Origin of the sequence: Burkholderia theae, assembly GCF_048565265.1 — a bacterium.
GTDB lineage: Bacteria > Pseudomonadota > Gammaproteobacteria > Burkholderiales > Burkholderiaceae > Burkholderia > Burkholderia theae.
Genome location: NZ_CP183462.1, coordinates 3,389,359 through 3,406,973 on the forward strand (window position 1 = coordinate 3,389,359; position 17,615 = coordinate 3,406,973).

Consider the following 17,615-nt stretch of genomic DNA (forward strand, 5'->3'; position numbering starts at 1 on the left):
GCTGTTGAATGGGCTTGCTGTCACCAGCGAGGCTGTATCCCGAGAAAGTTGATGACACTGAAACACCTCCCACCCACGTTCTGCTGGACCAAGATCGGTACCGAGTCCGGCGAGGAACTGCCGACCGTCGTGCTCCGCAAGGAATGGGAGCGCCGGCTTGGGGGCGGGCGTTTTCTGTGGGGCATTAACCAGCCGCTCGGCAGCAGCGCGCAAGTCGCCGCGCATCGCACGGGCTCGTTGCTCGCGCTGTTCTCGCCGGTCGCGTCGCGCCCGCGCGCGGGCGAGCGCAAGGACGCGCTGTTGTGGAATGCATGGGTCGATACGAACGGGCAGGTGCGGCCGCTTCCGCCGCACACGTTCATCGCGAGCCGCTCGACGTTGCCGTCGGGCCGGCGTCGCGAACAGCACTACGCGCTCGTGTGCGCGTCATCCACCGCGCTGACGGTCGGCACGCAACTGCGCGTGTATCCCGACCACCTGCGCAGCGTGAGCACCGGTAAGCCGCTGGGTGCCGCACAGGGTGCGGCCGTGGTCGATTGCGTCGGGCGTGCGAAGGAGCAGACGGGCAAGAGTTATCCGCTCGCGCTGTCGGTCGAGCTCGAAGCACCGTATTTCGTGCGGCTCGCGCAGCCGTGCGTGCTGAAGGCGCGCGATCTCGCCGAAGTGAACAAGGCGACGCGCGCGGGCGATTTCGATCGTTTTGTCGAACTCGTCGCGCGGTTGCGCGGCCGTTCGCCGACGGACGCCGTGCGCGGCGTCACGCGCGATCTGTTCGACGTGCCGCCGCTCGAAACCGCGGCCGCGTATGTCGCGCCCACGCATGCGGCGCGCTTGCGCAGCCGGCCGGCGGTCGAGCATCCGCGTGATCTCACCGGCGACCTGTTCGACCTGTCGCCGGGCGAGCCCACTGCGTTCGGCGGCCTTGCACACCCGCGCATCGGGCGCGCGTGATGGCAAGCGCGGAGAAGGTCGCGCAAGAATTTGTTGCAATCTCGCCATAGCGGAGCGGCGAGTGCGGAGGGACAATCGGCACGAAGCGCGCTGCGCGGCGGCCGATGCGTCGACAATCGATGCGCCGTGGTTCACGCCGCCGACATGCGCACCACGCACACTGAGCGTCGGCTTGCTTCACACTGCAACCCTGTAGGAGAAGTGTCGATGTCGACCCACATCTGTTCGCAGGAAGCCCGGGCCGCGCAACGCTTCGTCGAAGCGACGCGCAACGTCGATCAGGCGTTTCGCGCGGTGCGCGGCGAAAGCGACGACGACGTCTCGTCGGTCGAATACGCACGTGCGATGTCGCGCCTCGATCGCGCGCTCGACGAGTTGGCGCGTGCGCAGGAATGCTTCGATCGCGTGGTCGGCGCCGACGCGGCAAGCGGCAACTGATTCCGCCACGGCCGCTTTTGCGCGCGTCGGGCGACGCGCGTTCATCTTCATGCCGGGCGCGCCGCCCGGCATGTCAGTCTTTCATCCCATCCGAACTTTAGACCTTGCGGCCTTCGACCGGATAACCGGGATCGGTGTAGCCGTGCGTCGACGCGTGCCCGGGCGGCACGAGCGAATCGACGAACCGTTCGTCGTCGGGGCCGAGTTCGAGCGTCAGCGCATCGATGTAGCTGTCCCAGTGCGCTTCGGTGCGCGGTCCCGCGATCGTCGAACTGACGATGCGGTTCTTCATCACCCACGCGAGCGCGAACGCGACCGACGTTGTGCCGCGCGCGGCCGCGTGCGCAGCCACCTGCTGCGCGATGTGCAACGATTCGGGCCGCCATTCCGTTTGCTGGATACGCCGGTCGCCGCGGCCCGCGCGCGAATCGGCGGGCGGCTGCGCATCCACTGCGTATTTACCGGTCAGCACGCCGCGCGCGAGCGGGCTGTATGGCACGACGCCGATTCCGTAGTGCGCGGCGGCCGGAAGCTGTTCGACCTCGGCCGTGCGATCGACGAGGTTGTACAGCGGTTCGCTCGCGACAGGACGATCGATGCCGAGCTGGTCCGCGAGCCGCACGATCTCGGCAATGCGCCAGCCCTTGAAGTTCGACAGCCCGAAGTAGCGCACCTTGCCTTGCCGGATCAGGTCGGCAACTGCACGCATGCCTTCGTCGAGCGGCGCGTCGGTCAGCGCGCGATGGAAATAGAGGATGTCGATGTAATCGGTGCCGAGCCGCTTCAGGCTCGCGTCGACCGATTCGACGATCCATTTGCGCGACTGGCCTTGCCGGTTCGGTCCCGCATCCGGTCCGGCCGGATAGCCGAACTTCGTCGCGACGACCCAGCTGTCGCGACGCGGTGCGATCGCGCGGCCGACGACCGTTTCCGAACGACCGGCGTGATAGACGTCGGCCGTGTCGATGAAATTGACACCCTGGTCGAACGCCTTGTCGATGATGCGCGCCGACGTCGCTTCGTCGGTCTCGCCGCCGAACATCATTGCGCCGAGACACAGCGGCGACACCTTCAGCGCACTGCGCCCGAGATAACGGTAATCCATGTGTGAGGCTCCATGCGGGCAGGTGCCCGCCGGTTGAATGACAGGTTATATGCCGGCTTCGTCGAAGACGCGTTGCGCGATCGGCAGCGCCGAACTCGCGGTCGGCCAGCCCGAGTAGAACGCGAGGTGCGTGATCGCTTCGATCAGCTCGTCGCGCGTGAGGCCGTTGTCGAGCGCCTTCTTCAGGTGGAACGGCAACTCGTTCACACGATACAGCGACACGAGGCTCGCGACCGTGATCAGGCTGCGATCGCGCGGCGACAGGCCGGCGCGTTGCCACACGTCGCCGAACAGCACGTGGTCGGTGTAGTCGGCGAGGGCGGGGGCGATGGCGCCGAACGCTTTGCGCGCGGCGGACGTCGGTTCGGACATCGAGGGCTCCGGGGAACGTTGCGGACATCGACGATGGTAGCCATCGAAACGCTTATCGATAATCCCCGCTCGCTCGCATGCACTTATCGAACGGATTCATGAATCGCGGCGCGCCGGCGACTCATGCGCGGTAGCGCAGCGCGTCGACGATCACCGCGAGCGCGCGCGACGATTGCCGCCGGCTCGCGTAGTACAGGTGATGGCCGGGAAACGTCGGGCACCAGTCGTCGAGCACGCTGTCGAGGCGGCCGGCGGCGACATGCGGCGCGGCGAGCTCGGCCGGCACGTACGCGAGCCCGTAGCCCGCGAGCGCCGCGTCGAGCATTTCGTACGTGCCGTTGAACGTGACCTGCCCGTCGACGCGTACCTGCAGCGTGTCGTCGCCGCGCGCCAGCTCCCACGCGTACAGCGCACCGTGTGTCGGCAGGCGCAGGTTGATGCAGTCGTGCGCGACGAGATCCTGCGGCGACGCGGGGCGTGCGCGATCCGCGAAATACGCGGGCGCGCCGACGATCGCCATTTTCAGGTCCGGTGAAATGCGCACGGCGATCATGTCCTTCGCGACCTGGTCGCCGAGCCGGACGCCGATGTCGAAGCGCTCCGCGACGATGTCGGACAGCCCGTAGTCGGTCACGAACTCGACCTTCAGGTCGCGATAGTCGCGCAGCATCGGGGCGAGCTTCGGCCACAGCAGCGTGCGGATCGCATAGTCGGTCGCGTTGATGCGCACGGTGCCGGCCGGCTTGTCGCGCAGTTCCGCGAGCGTCGACAGCTCGGCCTCGATTTCGTCGAAGCGCGGCGCGAGATTGCGCAGCAGGCGCTCGCCGGCTTCGGTCGGCGCGACGCTGCGCGTCGTGCGCGTGAGCAGCCGCACGCCGAGGCGCGTTTCGAGTGAACGGATCTTATGGCTGAGCGCGGATTGCGACACGCCGAGCTGGGCGGCCGCACGCGTGAAGCTGCGCTCGCGCGCGACGGCGATGAAGGCGAGCAGGTCCGCAAAGGTGTCGCGCGGCATGGAGGAAGTCGGGTGGTCGATGCCAGCGCATCGTACCACCGGGGTCGCCGGGACGCGCGGCGACGCGGCGCGTGCGTCAGCCCGCGCGCGTCATGCCCGGTGCGGAGTTCGCCGGATGGTACGCGTAGCCGCGATGCTGGAACGATGCCGCGAAGAAGCGCATCTGGTAGCGAATCGCGTTCGCCCAGTAATCCCAGGTATGGCCGCCCGGCCGCTCCGCGTAGTCGTGCGGCACGCCGAGCGCGACGAGCCGTTCGTGCAGCGTGCGGTTCGAGCCGACGAACGCGTCGTCGCGGCCGCAATCGATCGTCAGGTCGAGATGCGCACGCACGAACGCACGCGCGTTTTCGACGATCACGTTGCGATTCCAGAACGACGGATGGCGGCCGGGGTCGCCGAACACGTGGTCGATGCCCGGCTCGTCCTCGCAGCAGCGCGGATCGACCGCGCCGCTGATGCTGCCGACCGCGCCGAACGTGTCGGGCCGGTCGAGCGCGATGCGCAGCGCGCCGAAGCCGCCCATGCTGAGCCCGGTGATCGCGCGGGCGCGCTGCGTCGCGATCGTGCGGAAGTGCGCATCGACGTAGGACACGACTTCGTCGCCGATGAAGGTTTCGTAGCGGCTGCCGGAATCGAACGGGCTGTCGATGTACCAGCTTTCGTGCCCGCCGTCGGGCATCACGAGGATCACGTGGTAGCGGTCGGCCAGCGCGGCGATAGGTGTGTTCGACGTCCAGTCGGTATGGTCGCCGCCCGAGCCGTGCAGCAGATAGACGACCGGATAGCGTTCGCCGTCGCGGTTGCCGCGTGCGTAGTCGTCGGGCAGCACGACGGTCGCCTTGAGCGTCTCGCTCATCGCGGCGCTGGGAATCGCAACGACCCGCGCATGAAATGCGAACGCAGGGCTCGTGACGGCGAGCAGCAGAAGCAGCCAGAAGGCGCGTGCGAGGTGCATCGATCCTTGCATGTGTCGACCCTGTCCGGCGGCCGGGCGCCGGGGAAACCCTGTTCGGACGACTCTAGCAACCGCGCCTTTCAACCATATTTCGACGAACCCTACGCATTGTCAGGCGCGCTTCAGCCCAGGCAGCGCTCGACCGCCGCGCGAAACGCATCGGGCCGTTCGGCCGGCAGCAGGTGCCCGCAGCGCTCGATCGTGTCGAAGCCGGCGCAGCGCGCGAGCGCCCAGTCCGGCACGTGCCAGCCCGCGCGCGAGCGTTCGCCGGCGACCAGCCAGACCGGGTGGCGCTCGAACACCTGCGCGAGCGCCTGCAGGTAGCCCGGAACGTCCGTCGTCGCGACGACCGAGCGGCCCATCGCACGCAGCGTCGATGCCGGCTGATGCGCGAGCCAGCGGCGTGCGTCGTCGAGCAAACGCGGCGACGGTTCGTCGATCGCGCCGCGCAGCCACGCGAGCGGATCGGCGCGCAGGCCGTCGAGCATCGCGTCGGCTTCGGCGGGCGTCATGCGGCCGACCGACGCCGACCAGAACGCGTCGTCGAGCGTGAAGTTGCCTTCGACGTTGACGATCCGCCGCACGCGTTCGGGGTGCGCATGCGCGAACAGCATCGCGATCGCGCCGCCGACCGAGTGGCCGACGACATCGACCGGCTGCGCGCCGAAGTGCGCGTCGATGGCGTACCGGACATGCTCGACCTGCGCGGCGAGCGTGATCGCATCGAATGGCGCCGCGCGATGCGCGCCATAGCCGAGCAGGTCGGGGGCGAGATGCGGGCCGTGCCATCCGTGCACGTCGAACGTGCCGATGAAGCCGTGAATGAAGACGACGGGAATGGGTTGGGTCATGCGGCGGGCTCGGAAGGAAGGGGCGGCAAGTCGAGTTCGGCGAGCAGTTCGTCGAGTTCGAGCACGTGCGTGCGGTCGTGGTCGAGCAGTTCGCGCACGAGTTCGTCGAGCGACATGCGGCGGATGCCGTCGCGCAGCCCGCAACGCTCGAGCTGCGGCGGCTGCAGCGTGGCGGCCGTCGCGCACAGTGCGGCGCGCCCCGTGCGGAAGGCCGTAACCGCGCGGTCCAGCGGCTGCGCGAGATAGTCGCGTTGCGCCGCGAGCGCGGTGCCGTCGACCGACGCGATCACGGGCAGCTCGGCCGTGCGCACGGCATCGATGCGTTCGGCGAACACCGCGTCGAGATCGCGCAGGTGGCACGCATGTTCGACGAGCGAGAAGCCGGTGCCGGCCGGGCGGCGCGTCCACAGCGCGGCCGGCACGTGCGCCGCATACGCGGCGAGCCGGCCGGGCATGCGCGCGAGCGCGACGACGACGTCGGCGAACGGCAGCCGTTGCGGATACGGGCTGAACACCGCGCCATAGCTGAACAGCGTGCCGCCGAGCCGCCCGCGTGCCTGCACGACCTCATGACTGTGGCGGCGCATGACTTCCGCGACCATCGCGCCGCAGAACTGGCGGGCCGTCGTGTCGGCCTCGATTTCGGGAAATTTGCGCGCGATCTCGTGCTGGATCGCGCCGATCGCGGCGACGCCCACGCGCGACAGCGCCGCGAACTCGAGATAACGCTCGGGTTGCGCGATCAGCGCTTCGAGCTGGGCGCCGAGCGCGGTGGTGCGGAAACGGTCGAAACGGGAATGCATGACGGACAGGCCCTACCGAGTAACGTATCAAAACGATACGTTACTCGGTCGATAGCGTCAACGCGGGATGCTGCCGATGCGTTGCATCACTCCTTGCCGGCACCCTTGGCTGCCTGTTCGATCAGCTTCGCGACTTCGGCGGGATGCGAGATGTAGGCCACGTGGCTCGACTTGAGTTCGATCGTCTTGCTGCCGGCGCGTTGCGTCATGAAGCGTTCGAGCTCGGGGTTGATCGCGCGATCCGCCGTGGCGACCGCTGCCCAGCTCGGTTTCGTCCGCCACGCGGCGTGTGTGATCGGCACGCCGAACGACTGTGCGGCCGGCGTGACTTGCGAGATCGCCATGAATTTCGCTTCGGCGGCCGGCACATCGGCCGCGAAGTCGGCGTGGAACGACGCTTCGTCGAAATACAGGTGGCCGTCGTCGGTGGCCTTGATCGCCTTCGTCGCGGGCGGCGTTTTCCTGGTCAGGTCGAGCGGGCTTTCGCCGGTGTCGGGCTGGAACGCGGCCACGTAGACGAGGCCCGCTACCTTGTCGTCGTTGCCGGCTTCGGTGATGACCGCGCCGCCGTAGCTGTGGCCGACGAGGATGCTCGGGCCGTCCTGTGCGTCGACGACGCGCCGGGTTGCCTTCACGTCTTCGTCGAACGACGTTTCCGGCTGCTGAACGACGGAAACCTTGTAGCCGTCGCGCGTCAGGATGTTCGAGACGGCTTGCCAGCCAGAGCCGTCGGCGAAGTAGCCGTGAACCAGCACGACGTTCTTGACGGGGGCGGCGACAGCCGCATGCGAGCCGAGTGCGGCAGCGGACAACGCGAGTGCCGCGGCAATCTGGCGGACTTGGGAAAAGCGCTTCATTTTCATTCTCCAGAAGGAAGACAGGGTAGGAAACCGTCGGATATCGACAGGCGTCTTGTTCTGTCGATGAAGTCATCCTACTAGTAGGTAGGATGATGGGCAAGAAGAAATCGTTGCTGGAAAAGAGTATCTCCGGGCAGTAAACTATCCCCATTTTTCATCCGACTAGATGGTAGGTGAGTATGACGGTAACGGGGGACAGTACGGCGGGCCGCATTCTCGAAGCCGGGCGGCAACTGATCATGCGGCGCGGCTACAGCGGGTTCAGTTATGCCGACATCGCCGACGCGATCGACATCCGGAAGGCGAGCATTCACCACCACTTCCCGACGAAGGCGGATCTTGCGGTCGCCGTGCTGCAGCAGTCGCAGGCGAAATTCGATGCCGACATGGCGTTGCTCGACTCGAGCGGCGCCGACGCGCTGGTGCAGATGCGTGCCTACATCGGCTACTGGGAACGCTGCATCGCGGACGACAGCGCGCCGTTCTGCGTTGCCGGCATGCTCGGCGCGGAGTTGCCGGCGTTGCCTGACGAAGTCGCGCGGGCGGTGAAGGCGCATTTCGACGACCTTGCCGCGTGGCTGGTGCGCGTGCTCGAGGCAGGGGTGAAAGACGGTGTCGTGCAGCCGGGCGTGTCGGTGCAGACCGAGGCCGCGACGTTCGTGTCGCTGGTCTACGGCGCGATGCTTGCCGCGCGGGCGTACGGCAATGCCGGGATGTTCAGGGACGTGACCGGCGGGGCGGTCGAGCGGCTCGCGGTGCCGCGCAAACGCGCGTGAGCCGCGCCCGCGTCAGCGGGTAGGGGCGGCGCCCGGCGGCCATGTGAAACCGTCTGGTGCCGCCCGACTTACGCGTGCTTCCCGGCCTCGACTTGCGCGCGCATCCGACCTTCCTGCTCGCGCAGCTCGTCCGTCAATGCGGCGCCGAAATCCTCGGCTTCGAACAGCGGGCGGATCTCGATGTCGGAGTCCACCGGCATCGGATTCGGGCAGCGCTTTACCCATTCGATGGCTTCTTCGATCGATCTCACCTGCCACAGCCAGTAGCCCGCGACGAGCTCCTTCGTTTCGGCGAACGGGCCGTCGATGACGGTGCGGTTCTTGCCGGAAAAATGCACGCGCTTGCCGCGACTGCTCGGGTGCAGCCCGTCGGCGGCGAGCAGGATGCCGGCTTTCACCAGTTCTTCGTTGAAGCGGCCCATCTCGGCCATGATCCGGGTGTCGGGCATCCGGCCGGACTCGGAATCGGCGGTGGCCTTGACGATTACCATGACGCGCATTGTCGTATCTCCTTGAATGGGGGGAGGGTTCGTTGGCCGACAGGTCAACGTGGCTTACGACACTACGACGGACAACGATCGGGGAAATCGACGGCGGACACGAAAAAGATTTCGTACGGCGGTGCGGCAACGGCGGTGCGTTGCCGGCGGTCGATCGAAATGCGGTGTTGCGGGCGGGCCGCCGCGCCGCGCGGCCCGGTTCAAGCGTTCGGTCAGTTCCCGGCCGGCGGGGCCTGGTGGCCGTCGCCGAGTTGCGCGCGCAGTTTCGCTTCCTGCTCCTGCAGCTCGGGTGTGAATTCCGCGCCGAAATCCTCGGGCGAAAACACTTGCCGGATCTCGATCTCCGAGTCGCCGAGCATCGGGTTCGGGCAGCGCTTCACCCATTCGACGGCTTCGTCCATCGAGCTCACCTGCCACAGCCAGAACCCGGCAATGAGTTCCTTGGTTTCGGCGAACGGGCCGTCGGTCACGGACCGGTCCTTGCCGGCGAAGCGTACGCGCTTGCCGCGGGCGCTCGGGTGCAGCCCTTCGCCGGCGAGCATCACGCCCGCTTTCACGAGCGCTTCGTTGTACTGGCCCATCGCGGCCAGCAGTTCGGTGTCGGGCATCTTGCCGGCTTCGGAATCGGCGGTCGCCTTGATGATGACCATCACGCGCATGGTTGTTTCTCCTGGGTTCGGAAAGGGGGAGGGGCGTCGGCCTTGCGGGAAAGCCGACCCGTTCTTGCGATGGTACGACGGGCGGCGCGCGGCGAAATCGACATCGGCACGAAAAAACGCCGTTGCGCGGGCGGCGTGCGCGCTGGCCGACCCCTTCTCCAAAACTGGTATGCTGATCCTCACCACGTTTACGCGGAGGGTGCCATGGCTGCTAAAGAAGTCTCGAAGAAGAAATACCTGAAAATCCTGAACAAACGCTTGCGTGCCGAACCGGCGGCCCCGGACGGCGCGTCGTTCGTGTTTTTCCCGCTGGGCGCGAAGGCGAAGCATGCGACGGGCGTCGTGTCCGGCGATGCGCGCAGCAAGCGCGAACTGGCGGTGATGGCCGCGGTCCAGCGCAAGGCGGCCGAAGAGTTCGTCGTCTCCGGCGCCTGACCACGATCCGTCATACCAGGCTGGTGTCGCCGCCTGCGTGACCTACGCGGCGGCGGCTTCGCAATGCGCGATCGCACCGGCCAGCACGCGCGGGATGTCGTGCGTGATGGCCGCGCCGTGCATCGGCAGGATGATGTCGAGATCGAGCGCCTGGATGCGGCGCAGCGCGCTCGCCATGTGCGCGAGCGACGGCAGGTAGTCCGAGCGGGTGATCGAGTCGATGATCGCCGGCAGCGGGTCGTCGGCGGCGGCGGCGCCGAAGCGCATCAGGATGTCCGACGACAGCAGCGCCTTCACGGCCTGCAAGCCCCCTCCGATCCGCGGCTCAGGACACCTTGTCCGCCGCTGCCGCCGCATACCGGCCGTTGCCGCCGGCTTCGTCGCCCGCCGCCAGTTGTTCCAGCGCAAGGCCCTTCGTCTCGATCCCGAGCGTCCACACGGCGATCGCGGCCGCGATGAACGACAGCGCGCCGAGCGTGAACACGCCGCCCTGGCCGAACACGGGCAGCACGACGCCGACCACGTAAGGCCCGATCAGCGAACCGACGCGCCCGATCGCCGACGCGAAGCCCGAGCCCGTCGCACGTGCGCCGGTGCCGTACAGCTCGGGCGTGTACGTGTACAGCGCGGCCCACATCCCGAACAGGAAGAACTGCATCGCGAGGCCGGTGCCGATCAGCAGCGCCATGCTGCCGCCGTACAGCGCGCTCTGGCCGTACGCGTACGCCATCGCGCCGCCGCCGATCAGCGATGCGATGCAGGTCGGCTTGCGCCCCCAGCGTTCGACGAGCCACGCGGCGCACAGGAAGCCCGGCACGCCGCCGAGCGAGATCAGCACCGTGTAGAACACCGATTTCGTGACCTCGAAGCCGGCCTGCTGCAGCAGCGCGCCGAGCCACGACGTGAGGCCGTAGAAGCCGAGCAGCGCGAAGAACCACAGCAGCCACACCATCACCGTGCGGCGGCGGTACACGCCGCTCCAGATCTCGCGCAGCGCGCCACGGCCGCGCGCGGCCACCGGTTCGGCGAGCCGCGACGGCGGCGGCAGCGTCGTGACGCCGGCCGAGCGCATCACCTTCGCCTCGATCACGTGCATCACCGTGTCGGCTTCCGCGTGCCGGCCCGCGTGTTCGAGCCAGCGCGGCGATTCGGGCACGATGCGGCGCACGACGAGCACGAACACCGCGGGAATCGCGAGCAGCGCGAACACCGTGCGCCAGCCGAACTGCGGCAGCACGAAGTATGCGACGATGCCGGCCGTGATGAAGCCGAGCGGCCAGAAGCCGTCCATCAGCGCGATCAGGCGGCCGCGTTTCTCGGTCGGCACGAATTCGGACAGCAGCGTCTGCGCGACCGGGAATTCCATGCCCATCCCGATCCCGAGCAGCACGCGGTAGACGATCAGCGCGTCGACGCTCTGCGCGGTCGAACACAGGTACGACGCGGCGCCCCACAGCACCATGCTCCACTGGAACACGGGGCGGCGGCCGAAGCGGTCGGCGAGCAGGCCGGCGACGGCCGCGCCGAGCACCATCCCGAAGAAGCTTGCGCTCGCAACGAGGCCGGCGGCCGCGGTCGACAGCCCGAACTCCTTGCGGATCGAGCCGAGCACGAACGTCATCGTGCCGAGGTCGACCGAATCGAAGAAGAACGCGATCGCGATGATGAAGAAGATCCGCTTGTGATAACCGGAGAACGGCAGGCGTTCGAGCCGGGCGGCGGCGGAAGCGGGAGCGGTGGCGGCGGGCATGGCGTCCTCTGAAATGAAAAGGGGCCTTGCAGCGCATGCTCCAGGGCCCCGATGCTTCGGTATTCAGTAGACGCGACCACAAAATGCCGCATCAGCGGAAAAGCGCCGCCTGCTTGCCCAAATGCGTCATCGGCGGCGGCGCGTGCCGCGTCAATTCTTCAGCTTGTATCCGGTGCGGAACATCCACGCGACGATCGCGAGCAGGATCACGAGGAACAGCCCGGTCGCGGCGAGGCTGATCCACACGTGCACGTCCGCGATCCCGTAGAACGACCAGCGGAAGCCGCTGATCAGGTAGACGATCGGGTTGAACAGCGTGATGATGCGCCACGCGGGCGGCAGCATGTCGACCGAATAGAAGCTGCCGCCGAGGAACGTGAGCGGCGTGATGATCAGGAGCGGCACGAGCTGCAGCTTCTCGAAGCTGTCGGCCCAGATGCCGATCACGAAGCCGAACAGGCTGAACGTGATCGCCGTCAGCACGAGGAACAGCACCATCCAGAACGGATGCAGGATGTGCAGCGGCACGAACAGGCCTGCCGTGGCGAGGATGATGACGCCGAGCAGCAGCGACTTCGACGCGGCCGCGCCCACGTACGCGATCACGATCTCCCAGTACGACACGGGCGCGGACAGGATCTCGTAGATCGTGCCCGTGAAGCGCGGGAAGTAGATGCCGAACGACGCGTTCGAGATGCTTTGCGACAGCAACGACAGCATCACGAGGCCCGGCACGATGAACGACCCGTAGCCGATGCCGTTCACGTCGCTGATGCGCGAGCCGATCGCGGAGCCGAACACGACGAAATACAGCGACGTCGAGATCACCGGCGCGATGATGCTCTGCATCAGCGTGCGGCGTGTGCGGGCCATTTCTGCGCGGTAGATCGCGCGGATGCCTTGCAGGTTCATGGGCGTCAGGCTCCTTGTACGCCGTTGCGGCGGTTGTCGATCAGGCTGACGAAAATATCCTCGAGCGAGCTCTGCGTCGTGTGCAGGTCGCGGAAGCCGATGCCGGCCGAGCCGAGCGCGTTGATCAGTTTCGCGATGCTCGCGTCGTCGCGCTGCGAGTCGTACGTGTAGACGAGCGCGGTGCCGTCGTCCGCGCGTTCGAGCCCGAACGGCGCGAGCGTGGGCGGCACGTCCGTGAGCGGGTGCTCGAGCTGCACGGTCAGTTGCTTCTTGCCGAGCTTGCGCATCAGCTCGCGCTTTTCCTCGACGAGCACGAGCTCGCCGCCGAGGATGATGCCGATGCGGTCGGCCATCTCCTCGGCTTCCTCGATGTAGTGCGTGGTCAGCAGGATCGTCACGCCGCTTTCGCGCAGCGAATCGACGAGCTTCCACATGTCGCGGCGCAGCTCGACGTCGACGCCGGCCGTCGGTTCGTCGAGGAACAGGATGCGCGGCTCGTGCGACAGCGCCTTCGCGATCATCACGCGGCGCTTCATGCCGCCCGACAGCGTCATCAGCTTGTTGTCGCGCTTGTCCCACAGCGACAGCGCCTTCAGCGTCTTCTCGATATGCGCGGGATCGGGCGCCTTGCCGAACAGGCCGCGGCTGAACGACACGGTCGCCCAGACGGTTTCGAACGCGTCGGTCGTCAGTTCCTGCGGCACGAGGCCGATCATTTCGCGGGCCGCACGGTATTGATCGCGGATGTCGTGGCCGCCGACCGTCACGCGGCCTGCTGTCGGCGTGACGATGCCGCAGATCGAGCCGATCAGCGTCGTCTTGCCGGCGCCGTTCGGCCCGAGCAGCGCGAAGATCTCGCCGGGGCGGATGTCGAGGGTCACGTGCTTCAGCGCCTGGAAGCCGGACGCGTAAGTCTTGGAGAGGTCGGAGACGGAAAGGATCGGTTGCATGCTCACGGATGGCATGGCCGGCCGGCGCGACGGTGTGCGCCGCGCGTGCCCGGCGTCGCCGCCGCTGCGAAGCGGCCGGGACCGGGGACGGCATGGCGGACGGGCGTCATGTCGAACGGCGCTGTGATGCGGGATCGCGGGACCGCCATATTAGCAATCGGTAGATGGAAATGCATTCTGATGGAAAGGCCGCGCAGGATCGGCGCCGGATTTGCGTGAAATGCACGTGCATCGTTCAATAAAGCGTCTGTTTATTTGAAGTGGGTGAACAATGCGTGCCGTTTTTCGTGAATCGGGCGGCGATCGCGTTCCGGCGCGGCCGGCCGGCCGACTGTGCCGCCCGAACGCCGCCGCGCCGTACCGGGACGGCATGTGCCGCGCTCGCGATAATGCGTTCCTTTCATGGTTCACGGAGCGGGGCGAATGTCTTTGATCGATTTCAAATCGGTGGCGGCCGGGCAGGCCGTCGCATGGAAATCCACGATCGTCGGCGAAGTCGGGCCGGCCAGGATCAAGGTGTTGCGCATGGACGCGCAGCCTTACGAAGCGGAAGTGCACGACTACAACGAGGGGCTGCTGGTGCTCGACGGCAAGCTGATGCTCGAAGTCGACGCGGAAACGGTCGTGGTCGAGGCCGGGCAGATGTATCTCGCGCTCGCCGGCACGCGTCATGCGGTGCTGCCCGGCAGCCACGGCACGCTTGCGATCATCGACGTGTAAGGTTGCGCCGCAGCATCCGTGCGGGCCGTCGCGGGCCGGCCCGCTTGGCTGGGCGCGGGTTGGCCGCCTTCGTTCAAACGCGTGTTACACCGCTCCGGTATTTGTCTGAGCAAATAAAATGAAGGCTGTTTGAAAATGTGTCAAATACCGTGTAAACGCTAGGGTCGGGCGACTTGCATCGTTTGGAACTCGGCATCCATTTACTTGTTTGAATGGTCCGCTCATAGTTTCGACAAACGACGCATCACGATAACCAATCAAGCGTACGTACGGAGACCCATTCATGAAGCGCGTATCCGCGGGGCCAATCGGACTGCCGTTTCCCAGTTTTTCGCTGAATGCAGGCGCGACGCAGGTCGTCTGCCTGCGTTATCGCATCGCCGTGTAGCGGCGAACCACTTTCCGTTTCGATTGTTCCGACGGCGCCGTGCCGGATGACGGCGCCGCGGGAGAGCGCTTGTCTGCCGCCGCGGTTTTCATCGCATTTGCGTGAGCCGCGGAGCGGTTGTCTTGCGCGCACCATCATGCGCCGCGCATTCGTGCGGCGGCGCGATACCAACCGGCGGGCCATGCAGCCCGGCCGGACGAGACTTGTCGTACCTGAAAAGGAGGGGTTGATGCTTTGCATTCCTGAATGGCGGAAGGCGATCCTGTCGTGCGCCGTGCTGGCGCTGCCGTTCGTCGCCGGTTGCGGCGGCGGCGACGATCCGGGGCCGATCAACGTGCCGCAGTGCTCGGGCAGCGCATGCGGGCCGAGCGGCGCCGAAACGACGCCGCCCGTGGTGACGAAGCTGTGTCCGGACGCGCTCGATTACACGACGACCTATACGGGCGGCGCCGGCAGCGGCGAATACGTGAAGGTGAAGTTCGACACGACGAAGCTCACCTATCAGATGCAGTTCATCGAATCGTCGGTGCCGACGTCGGCAGGACAGGTCAACAACACGCGTGCGGGCCTGACGATCAGCGGCGCATTCCATCATCCGACCAATCTCCCGACCGCCGAGCAGAACCGCTGCGCATTCGTGCTCGACAGTGGCGCGACGAGCGACGGCGCGTATGCGGTGACGATCAACCGCGCGGATCCGCCGATGCTGTTCGTCGGCAATGGTGTGGTGGGCGGCGGGATTCCCGGGGCGACGATCGCGTTCGCCGGGATCGAACCGTTCCCCGGCTTCTTGCTGGGTGTCGTGCCGTCGCGCACGTTCGATTTTTATCCGTTCATCGGCTTTACCCAAACCGAAACTGATTTCACGAAGGTCGCGGGCAACTACAACGAAGTGGGTATCCACCTGTCGCCCGTCGGCGGCAGCGCCCAGAGCAGTGCCGGGGCGGTCGGCTGGGAGCCGGACGTGGTCAACTGGAACCAGACGTTCAATGCGGACGGTTCGTGCACGATCACCCCGAATAGCGACTACTCGTGCCAGACCACCGGGTCGCCGTGGGCATTGCGCAAGAACGCCGACGGATCGGCCGACAACGTGTTCGTGAGCAACGCGGTGGCGAACCAGTTCGGTGCGGTCTCGTATCCGGTGGCGGGTCAGGCGCCGGGCCTCGTGATCGCGACGCCGAGCCAGGCGAAGGGGATCATGATTGTCGGCAAGCTGAACGGTGTGCGGGTGCCGGTCGTGATTCGAGTCGGTTACACGCATGTCGATTCGAGCAATGCACTGGCGTCGGTCGCCGATGCCGAAGTGGGGATCTCGATGCTCTCGTCGACCACCGCCATCGCGGCAAACTCGCTGAAGGGCGGCTTCATCGGCGCAACGAGCGCGTCCGCATGCGGTGTCGTGGCGCCCAGCACCGCGACGTTCGCGGTCGCGAATTCGGGCCCGAGCTTCAACAACAACGTGCCGCACCCGGATCTGCCCGGCAGTTTCAACGGCACCTTCTTCCTGGCGCAGGCGGGCAGCTGCAACGACGGCACCGCGGTATCGACGATGGCCGCGAACTATACGTCCACGCTGTTCCAGGGCAGCACCGCGGCGTTCATCGACCCGCAGACGTCGTCGGTGACCTCGCAGTTCGCGCTGGACTACACGCAGGCCACGCCCGGCAAGATCAAGGTCACGGCCACGCAGGACTTCAACGCGAAGGGTGCAAGCGGCAACGTCGCGATCTTCAAGAAGGGCGACACGGGCTGGATCGTGACGGCCGGCAACGTCTACGCGATGGTCGTCAACAACAGCCAGGTCAACCCGTTCTTCACGGTCGGCGCGTTCGTCCAGTAACCCCGCGTACTGAACACGTAACACCGGCGGCGCATGCGTCGCCGCCGGCGAATCGAATTTCAAGAGGATTCCTATGAATTTGAAACATTGGATGGCCGCGGCGTCGCTCGCGCCGGTGCTGGCTGCGTGCGGCGGCGACGGCGACCCGCCACCCGCGCCGGTGGTGCGGCTGTGCCCGCAGACGATCGACTACAACACGGTGTTCATTGGCGGGTCGGGGTCGGGCGAGCTCGTGAAAGTGCAGCTCGACACGACGAAGATGACGTACCGGATGACCTACCTCGCATCGCCGGTGCCGACCACCACGGGCACCGTGCAGCCGACCCGCGATACGGCGCCTGCGAACGTGGTCGACGGCACGCTGGCCGACGAAACGGGGCTGCCGACGGTGAAGCTGAACCAGTGCACGTTCCGGATGCAGAACGCGAGCCTCGACCCGAGCCGGCCCGCGCGGCTGTTCCTCGGCGAAGGCGTGCTGGGCGGCGCGATTCCCGGCGCGAGTATCCAGTTCAACGGCGTGATCGGCGTCGGCAAGATTCCGCAGACGACGTTCCCGTACTACCCGTTCATCAGTTTCTCGTCGCTGGAAACCGATCTCACGAAGATCGCCGGAACCTACAACCAGCTCGGCTATCACCAGGTGCCGTCGCAGAGCTTCCAGCCGGTGGCGCTCGATCAGAAGGTGACGATCAACGCGGACGGCAGCTACGTCGAGACCGACAACTTCGGCAAGAAGAACGGCGGGCAGCCGCTCGCGTCGAGCGCGACCGTGAACCAGCCGTTCACGCTGCGACCCGATGCGCCGGCGTTCCAGTCGCTCAACTACCAGCCGCAGATTCCGCCGACGCTGGCCGCGCTCGATCCGGCGAAGGCCGGCAAGGGGATCCTGATCGTCGGCAAGCTGCGCAACCAGCTCGTGCCGATCTTCATCCGCACCGGCGCGGCGAACGCGGACCTCACGCAGGGCCCGCCGAGCGCGGACGACGAATCGGGCATCTCGTTCCTGAGCCCGCAGACGGCGATCGCGCTGGGCTCGCAGAACGGCGAGTACACGGGTGTCGACAGCGCGTTCAACTACCGCGCGACCGCGCTCATCGGCGCGCAGGCGACGCTGCTCGATCCGTTCAACGCGTCGCAGGCCGCACTCACGCGTGCGCTCAACCTCGACTACACGCAGAAAGTGCCGGGCGTCGTGACGACCGTGCACGCGGATGCGGCGTCGGGCCCGGCGACCGGCAAGTTCGTGTTCACCGGCGGCGTGTTCGGGTTCCTCGACATGGCCGATACGAGCAATCCGTACTTCACGGTCGGCGCGTTCGTGCAGTGACCACA

20 protein-coding genes are annotated in these 17,615 nt (G+C 66.8%); 7 read left to right on the top strand and 13 right to left on the bottom strand.

Features of this window, described 5'->3' with window-relative positions:
* Positions 1 to 51 precede the first annotated feature (51 nt).
* A complete protein-coding gene (locus ACN22W_RS32730) occupies positions 52 to 951 on the top strand; it encodes a hypothetical protein (protein WP_419688667.1) in 900 nt (299 codons plus the stop codon).
* A gap of 207 nt (positions 952 to 1,158) precedes the next feature.
* Complete coding sequence (locus ACN22W_RS32735) at positions 1,159 to 1,389, top strand: hypothetical protein (protein ID WP_343493530.1); 231 nt, start codon at positions 1,159 to 1,161, stop codon at positions 1,387 to 1,389.
* Between the two features lie 97 nt (positions 1,390 to 1,486).
* Here the strand turns inward: ACN22W_RS32735 and ACN22W_RS32740 are convergent, their stop codons facing one another.
* The 7 genes from ACN22W_RS32740 to ACN22W_RS32770 form a co-directional block, all read right to left on the bottom strand.
* Entirely contained in the window at positions 1,487 to 2,494 is a 1,008-nt protein-coding gene (locus ACN22W_RS32740; RefSeq protein WP_129515682.1) for an aldo/keto reductase, read from the bottom strand.
* A 45-nt stretch (positions 2,495 to 2,539) separates the two neighbouring features.
* Positions 2,540 to 2,866, bottom strand: coding sequence for a carboxymuconolactone decarboxylase family protein (locus ACN22W_RS32745; RefSeq protein WP_129515681.1), 327 nt, complete (start codon positions 2,864 to 2,866; stop codon positions 2,540 to 2,542).
* 121 nt (positions 2,867 to 2,987) lie between these two features.
* Positions 2,988 to 3,881: a LysR family transcriptional regulator gene (locus ACN22W_RS32750; RefSeq protein WP_419688670.1), complete on the bottom strand. Its 894-nt coding sequence runs from the start codon at positions 3,879 to 3,881 to the stop codon at positions 2,988 to 2,990.
* A 76-nt stretch (positions 3,882 to 3,957) separates the two neighbouring features.
* Complete coding sequence (locus tag ACN22W_RS32755; RefSeq protein ID WP_419689864.1) at positions 3,958 to 4,836, bottom strand: alpha/beta hydrolase; 879 nt, start codon at positions 4,834 to 4,836, stop codon at positions 3,958 to 3,960.
* A gap of 122 nt (positions 4,837 to 4,958) precedes the next feature.
* Positions 4,959 to 5,687: an alpha/beta fold hydrolase gene (locus tag ACN22W_RS32760; protein WP_419688671.1), complete on the bottom strand. Its 729-nt coding sequence runs from the start codon at positions 5,685 to 5,687 to the stop codon at positions 4,959 to 4,961.
* On the bottom strand, positions 5,684 to 6,490 hold the full coding sequence (locus tag ACN22W_RS32765) for a DinB family protein (RefSeq protein WP_419688672.1): 807 nt from the start codon (positions 6,488 to 6,490) through the stop codon (positions 5,684 to 5,686). Before ACN22W_RS32765 ends, ACN22W_RS32760 begins: the two co-directional genes overlap by 4 nt.
* Before the next feature lie 86 nt (positions 6,491 to 6,576).
* Entirely contained in the window at positions 6,577 to 7,347 is a 771-nt protein-coding gene (locus ACN22W_RS32770; RefSeq protein ID WP_419688673.1) for an alpha/beta hydrolase, read from the bottom strand.
* 182 nt (positions 7,348 to 7,529) lie between these two features.
* Here ACN22W_RS32770 and ACN22W_RS32775 point away from each other — a divergent pair, with 182 nt between their 5' ends.
* Positions 7,530 to 8,126, top strand: a complete 597-nt coding sequence (locus tag ACN22W_RS32775) for a TetR/AcrR family transcriptional regulator (RefSeq protein ID WP_419689865.1) — start codon at positions 7,530 to 7,532, stop codon at positions 8,124 to 8,126.
* A 68-nt stretch (positions 8,127 to 8,194) separates the two neighbouring features.
* On the opposite strand, the gene ACN22W_RS32780 is transcribed toward ACN22W_RS32775, so the two are convergent.
* Complete coding sequence (locus ACN22W_RS32780; protein WP_419688674.1) at positions 8,195 to 8,626, bottom strand: YciI family protein; 432 nt, start codon at positions 8,624 to 8,626, stop codon at positions 8,195 to 8,197.
* Between the two features lie 212 nt (positions 8,627 to 8,838).
* Complete coding sequence (locus ACN22W_RS32785; RefSeq protein ID WP_412023838.1) at positions 8,839 to 9,285, bottom strand: YciI family protein; 447 nt, start codon at positions 9,283 to 9,285, stop codon at positions 8,839 to 8,841.
* Positions 9,286 to 9,489: 204 nt separating this feature from the next.
* Here ACN22W_RS32785 and ACN22W_RS32790 point away from each other — a divergent pair, with 204 nt between their 5' ends.
* Positions 9,490 to 9,720, top strand: a complete 231-nt coding sequence (locus tag ACN22W_RS32790) for a hypothetical protein (protein WP_048243257.1) — start codon at positions 9,490 to 9,492, stop codon at positions 9,718 to 9,720.
* Between the two features lie 42 nt (positions 9,721 to 9,762).
* Here the strand turns inward: ACN22W_RS32790 and ACN22W_RS32795 are convergent, their stop codons facing one another.
* From ACN22W_RS32795 to ACN22W_RS32810, 4 genes are all read right to left on the bottom strand, one after another.
* The gene (locus ACN22W_RS32795) at positions 9,763 to 10,026 is read right to left on the bottom strand and encodes a hypothetical protein (RefSeq protein WP_419688675.1); all 264 of its coding nucleotides are present in this window, start codon (positions 10,024 to 10,026) and stop codon (positions 9,763 to 9,765) included.
* Positions 10,027 to 10,045: 19 nt separating this feature from the next.
* On the bottom strand, positions 10,046 to 11,470 hold the full coding sequence (locus ACN22W_RS32800) for an MFS transporter (RefSeq protein ID WP_419688677.1): 1,425 nt from the start codon (positions 11,468 to 11,470) through the stop codon (positions 10,046 to 10,048).
* Positions 11,471 to 11,620: 150 nt separating this feature from the next.
* Positions 11,621 to 12,382, bottom strand: a complete 762-nt coding sequence (locus tag ACN22W_RS32805) for an ABC transporter permease (RefSeq protein ID WP_048243260.1) — start codon at positions 12,380 to 12,382, stop codon at positions 11,621 to 11,623.
* A gap of 5 nt (positions 12,383 to 12,387) precedes the next feature.
* Positions 12,388 to 13,332, bottom strand: a complete 945-nt coding sequence (locus ACN22W_RS32810; RefSeq protein ID WP_419688678.1) for an ABC transporter ATP-binding protein — start codon at positions 13,330 to 13,332, stop codon at positions 12,388 to 12,390.
* Positions 13,333 to 13,755: 423 nt separating this feature from the next.
* Here ACN22W_RS32810 and ACN22W_RS32815 point away from each other — a divergent pair, with 423 nt between their 5' ends.
* From ACN22W_RS32815 to ACN22W_RS32825, 3 genes are all read left to right on the top strand, one after another.
* Complete coding sequence (locus ACN22W_RS32815) at positions 13,756 to 14,052, top strand: cupin domain-containing protein (protein WP_129515671.1); 297 nt, start codon at positions 13,756 to 13,758, stop codon at positions 14,050 to 14,052.
* Between the two features lie 617 nt (positions 14,053 to 14,669).
* Positions 14,670 to 16,283, top strand: coding sequence for a DUF2957 domain-containing protein (locus ACN22W_RS32820; protein WP_419688680.1), 1,614 nt, complete (start codon positions 14,670 to 14,672; stop codon positions 16,281 to 16,283).
* A gap of 73 nt (positions 16,284 to 16,356) precedes the next feature.
* The gene (locus ACN22W_RS32825) at positions 16,357 to 17,610 is read left to right on the top strand and encodes a DUF2957 domain-containing protein (protein ID WP_343493517.1); all 1,254 of its coding nucleotides are present in this window, start codon (positions 16,357 to 16,359) and stop codon (positions 17,608 to 17,610) included.
* The last annotated feature ends 5 nt before the right edge of the window (positions 17,611 to 17,615 follow it).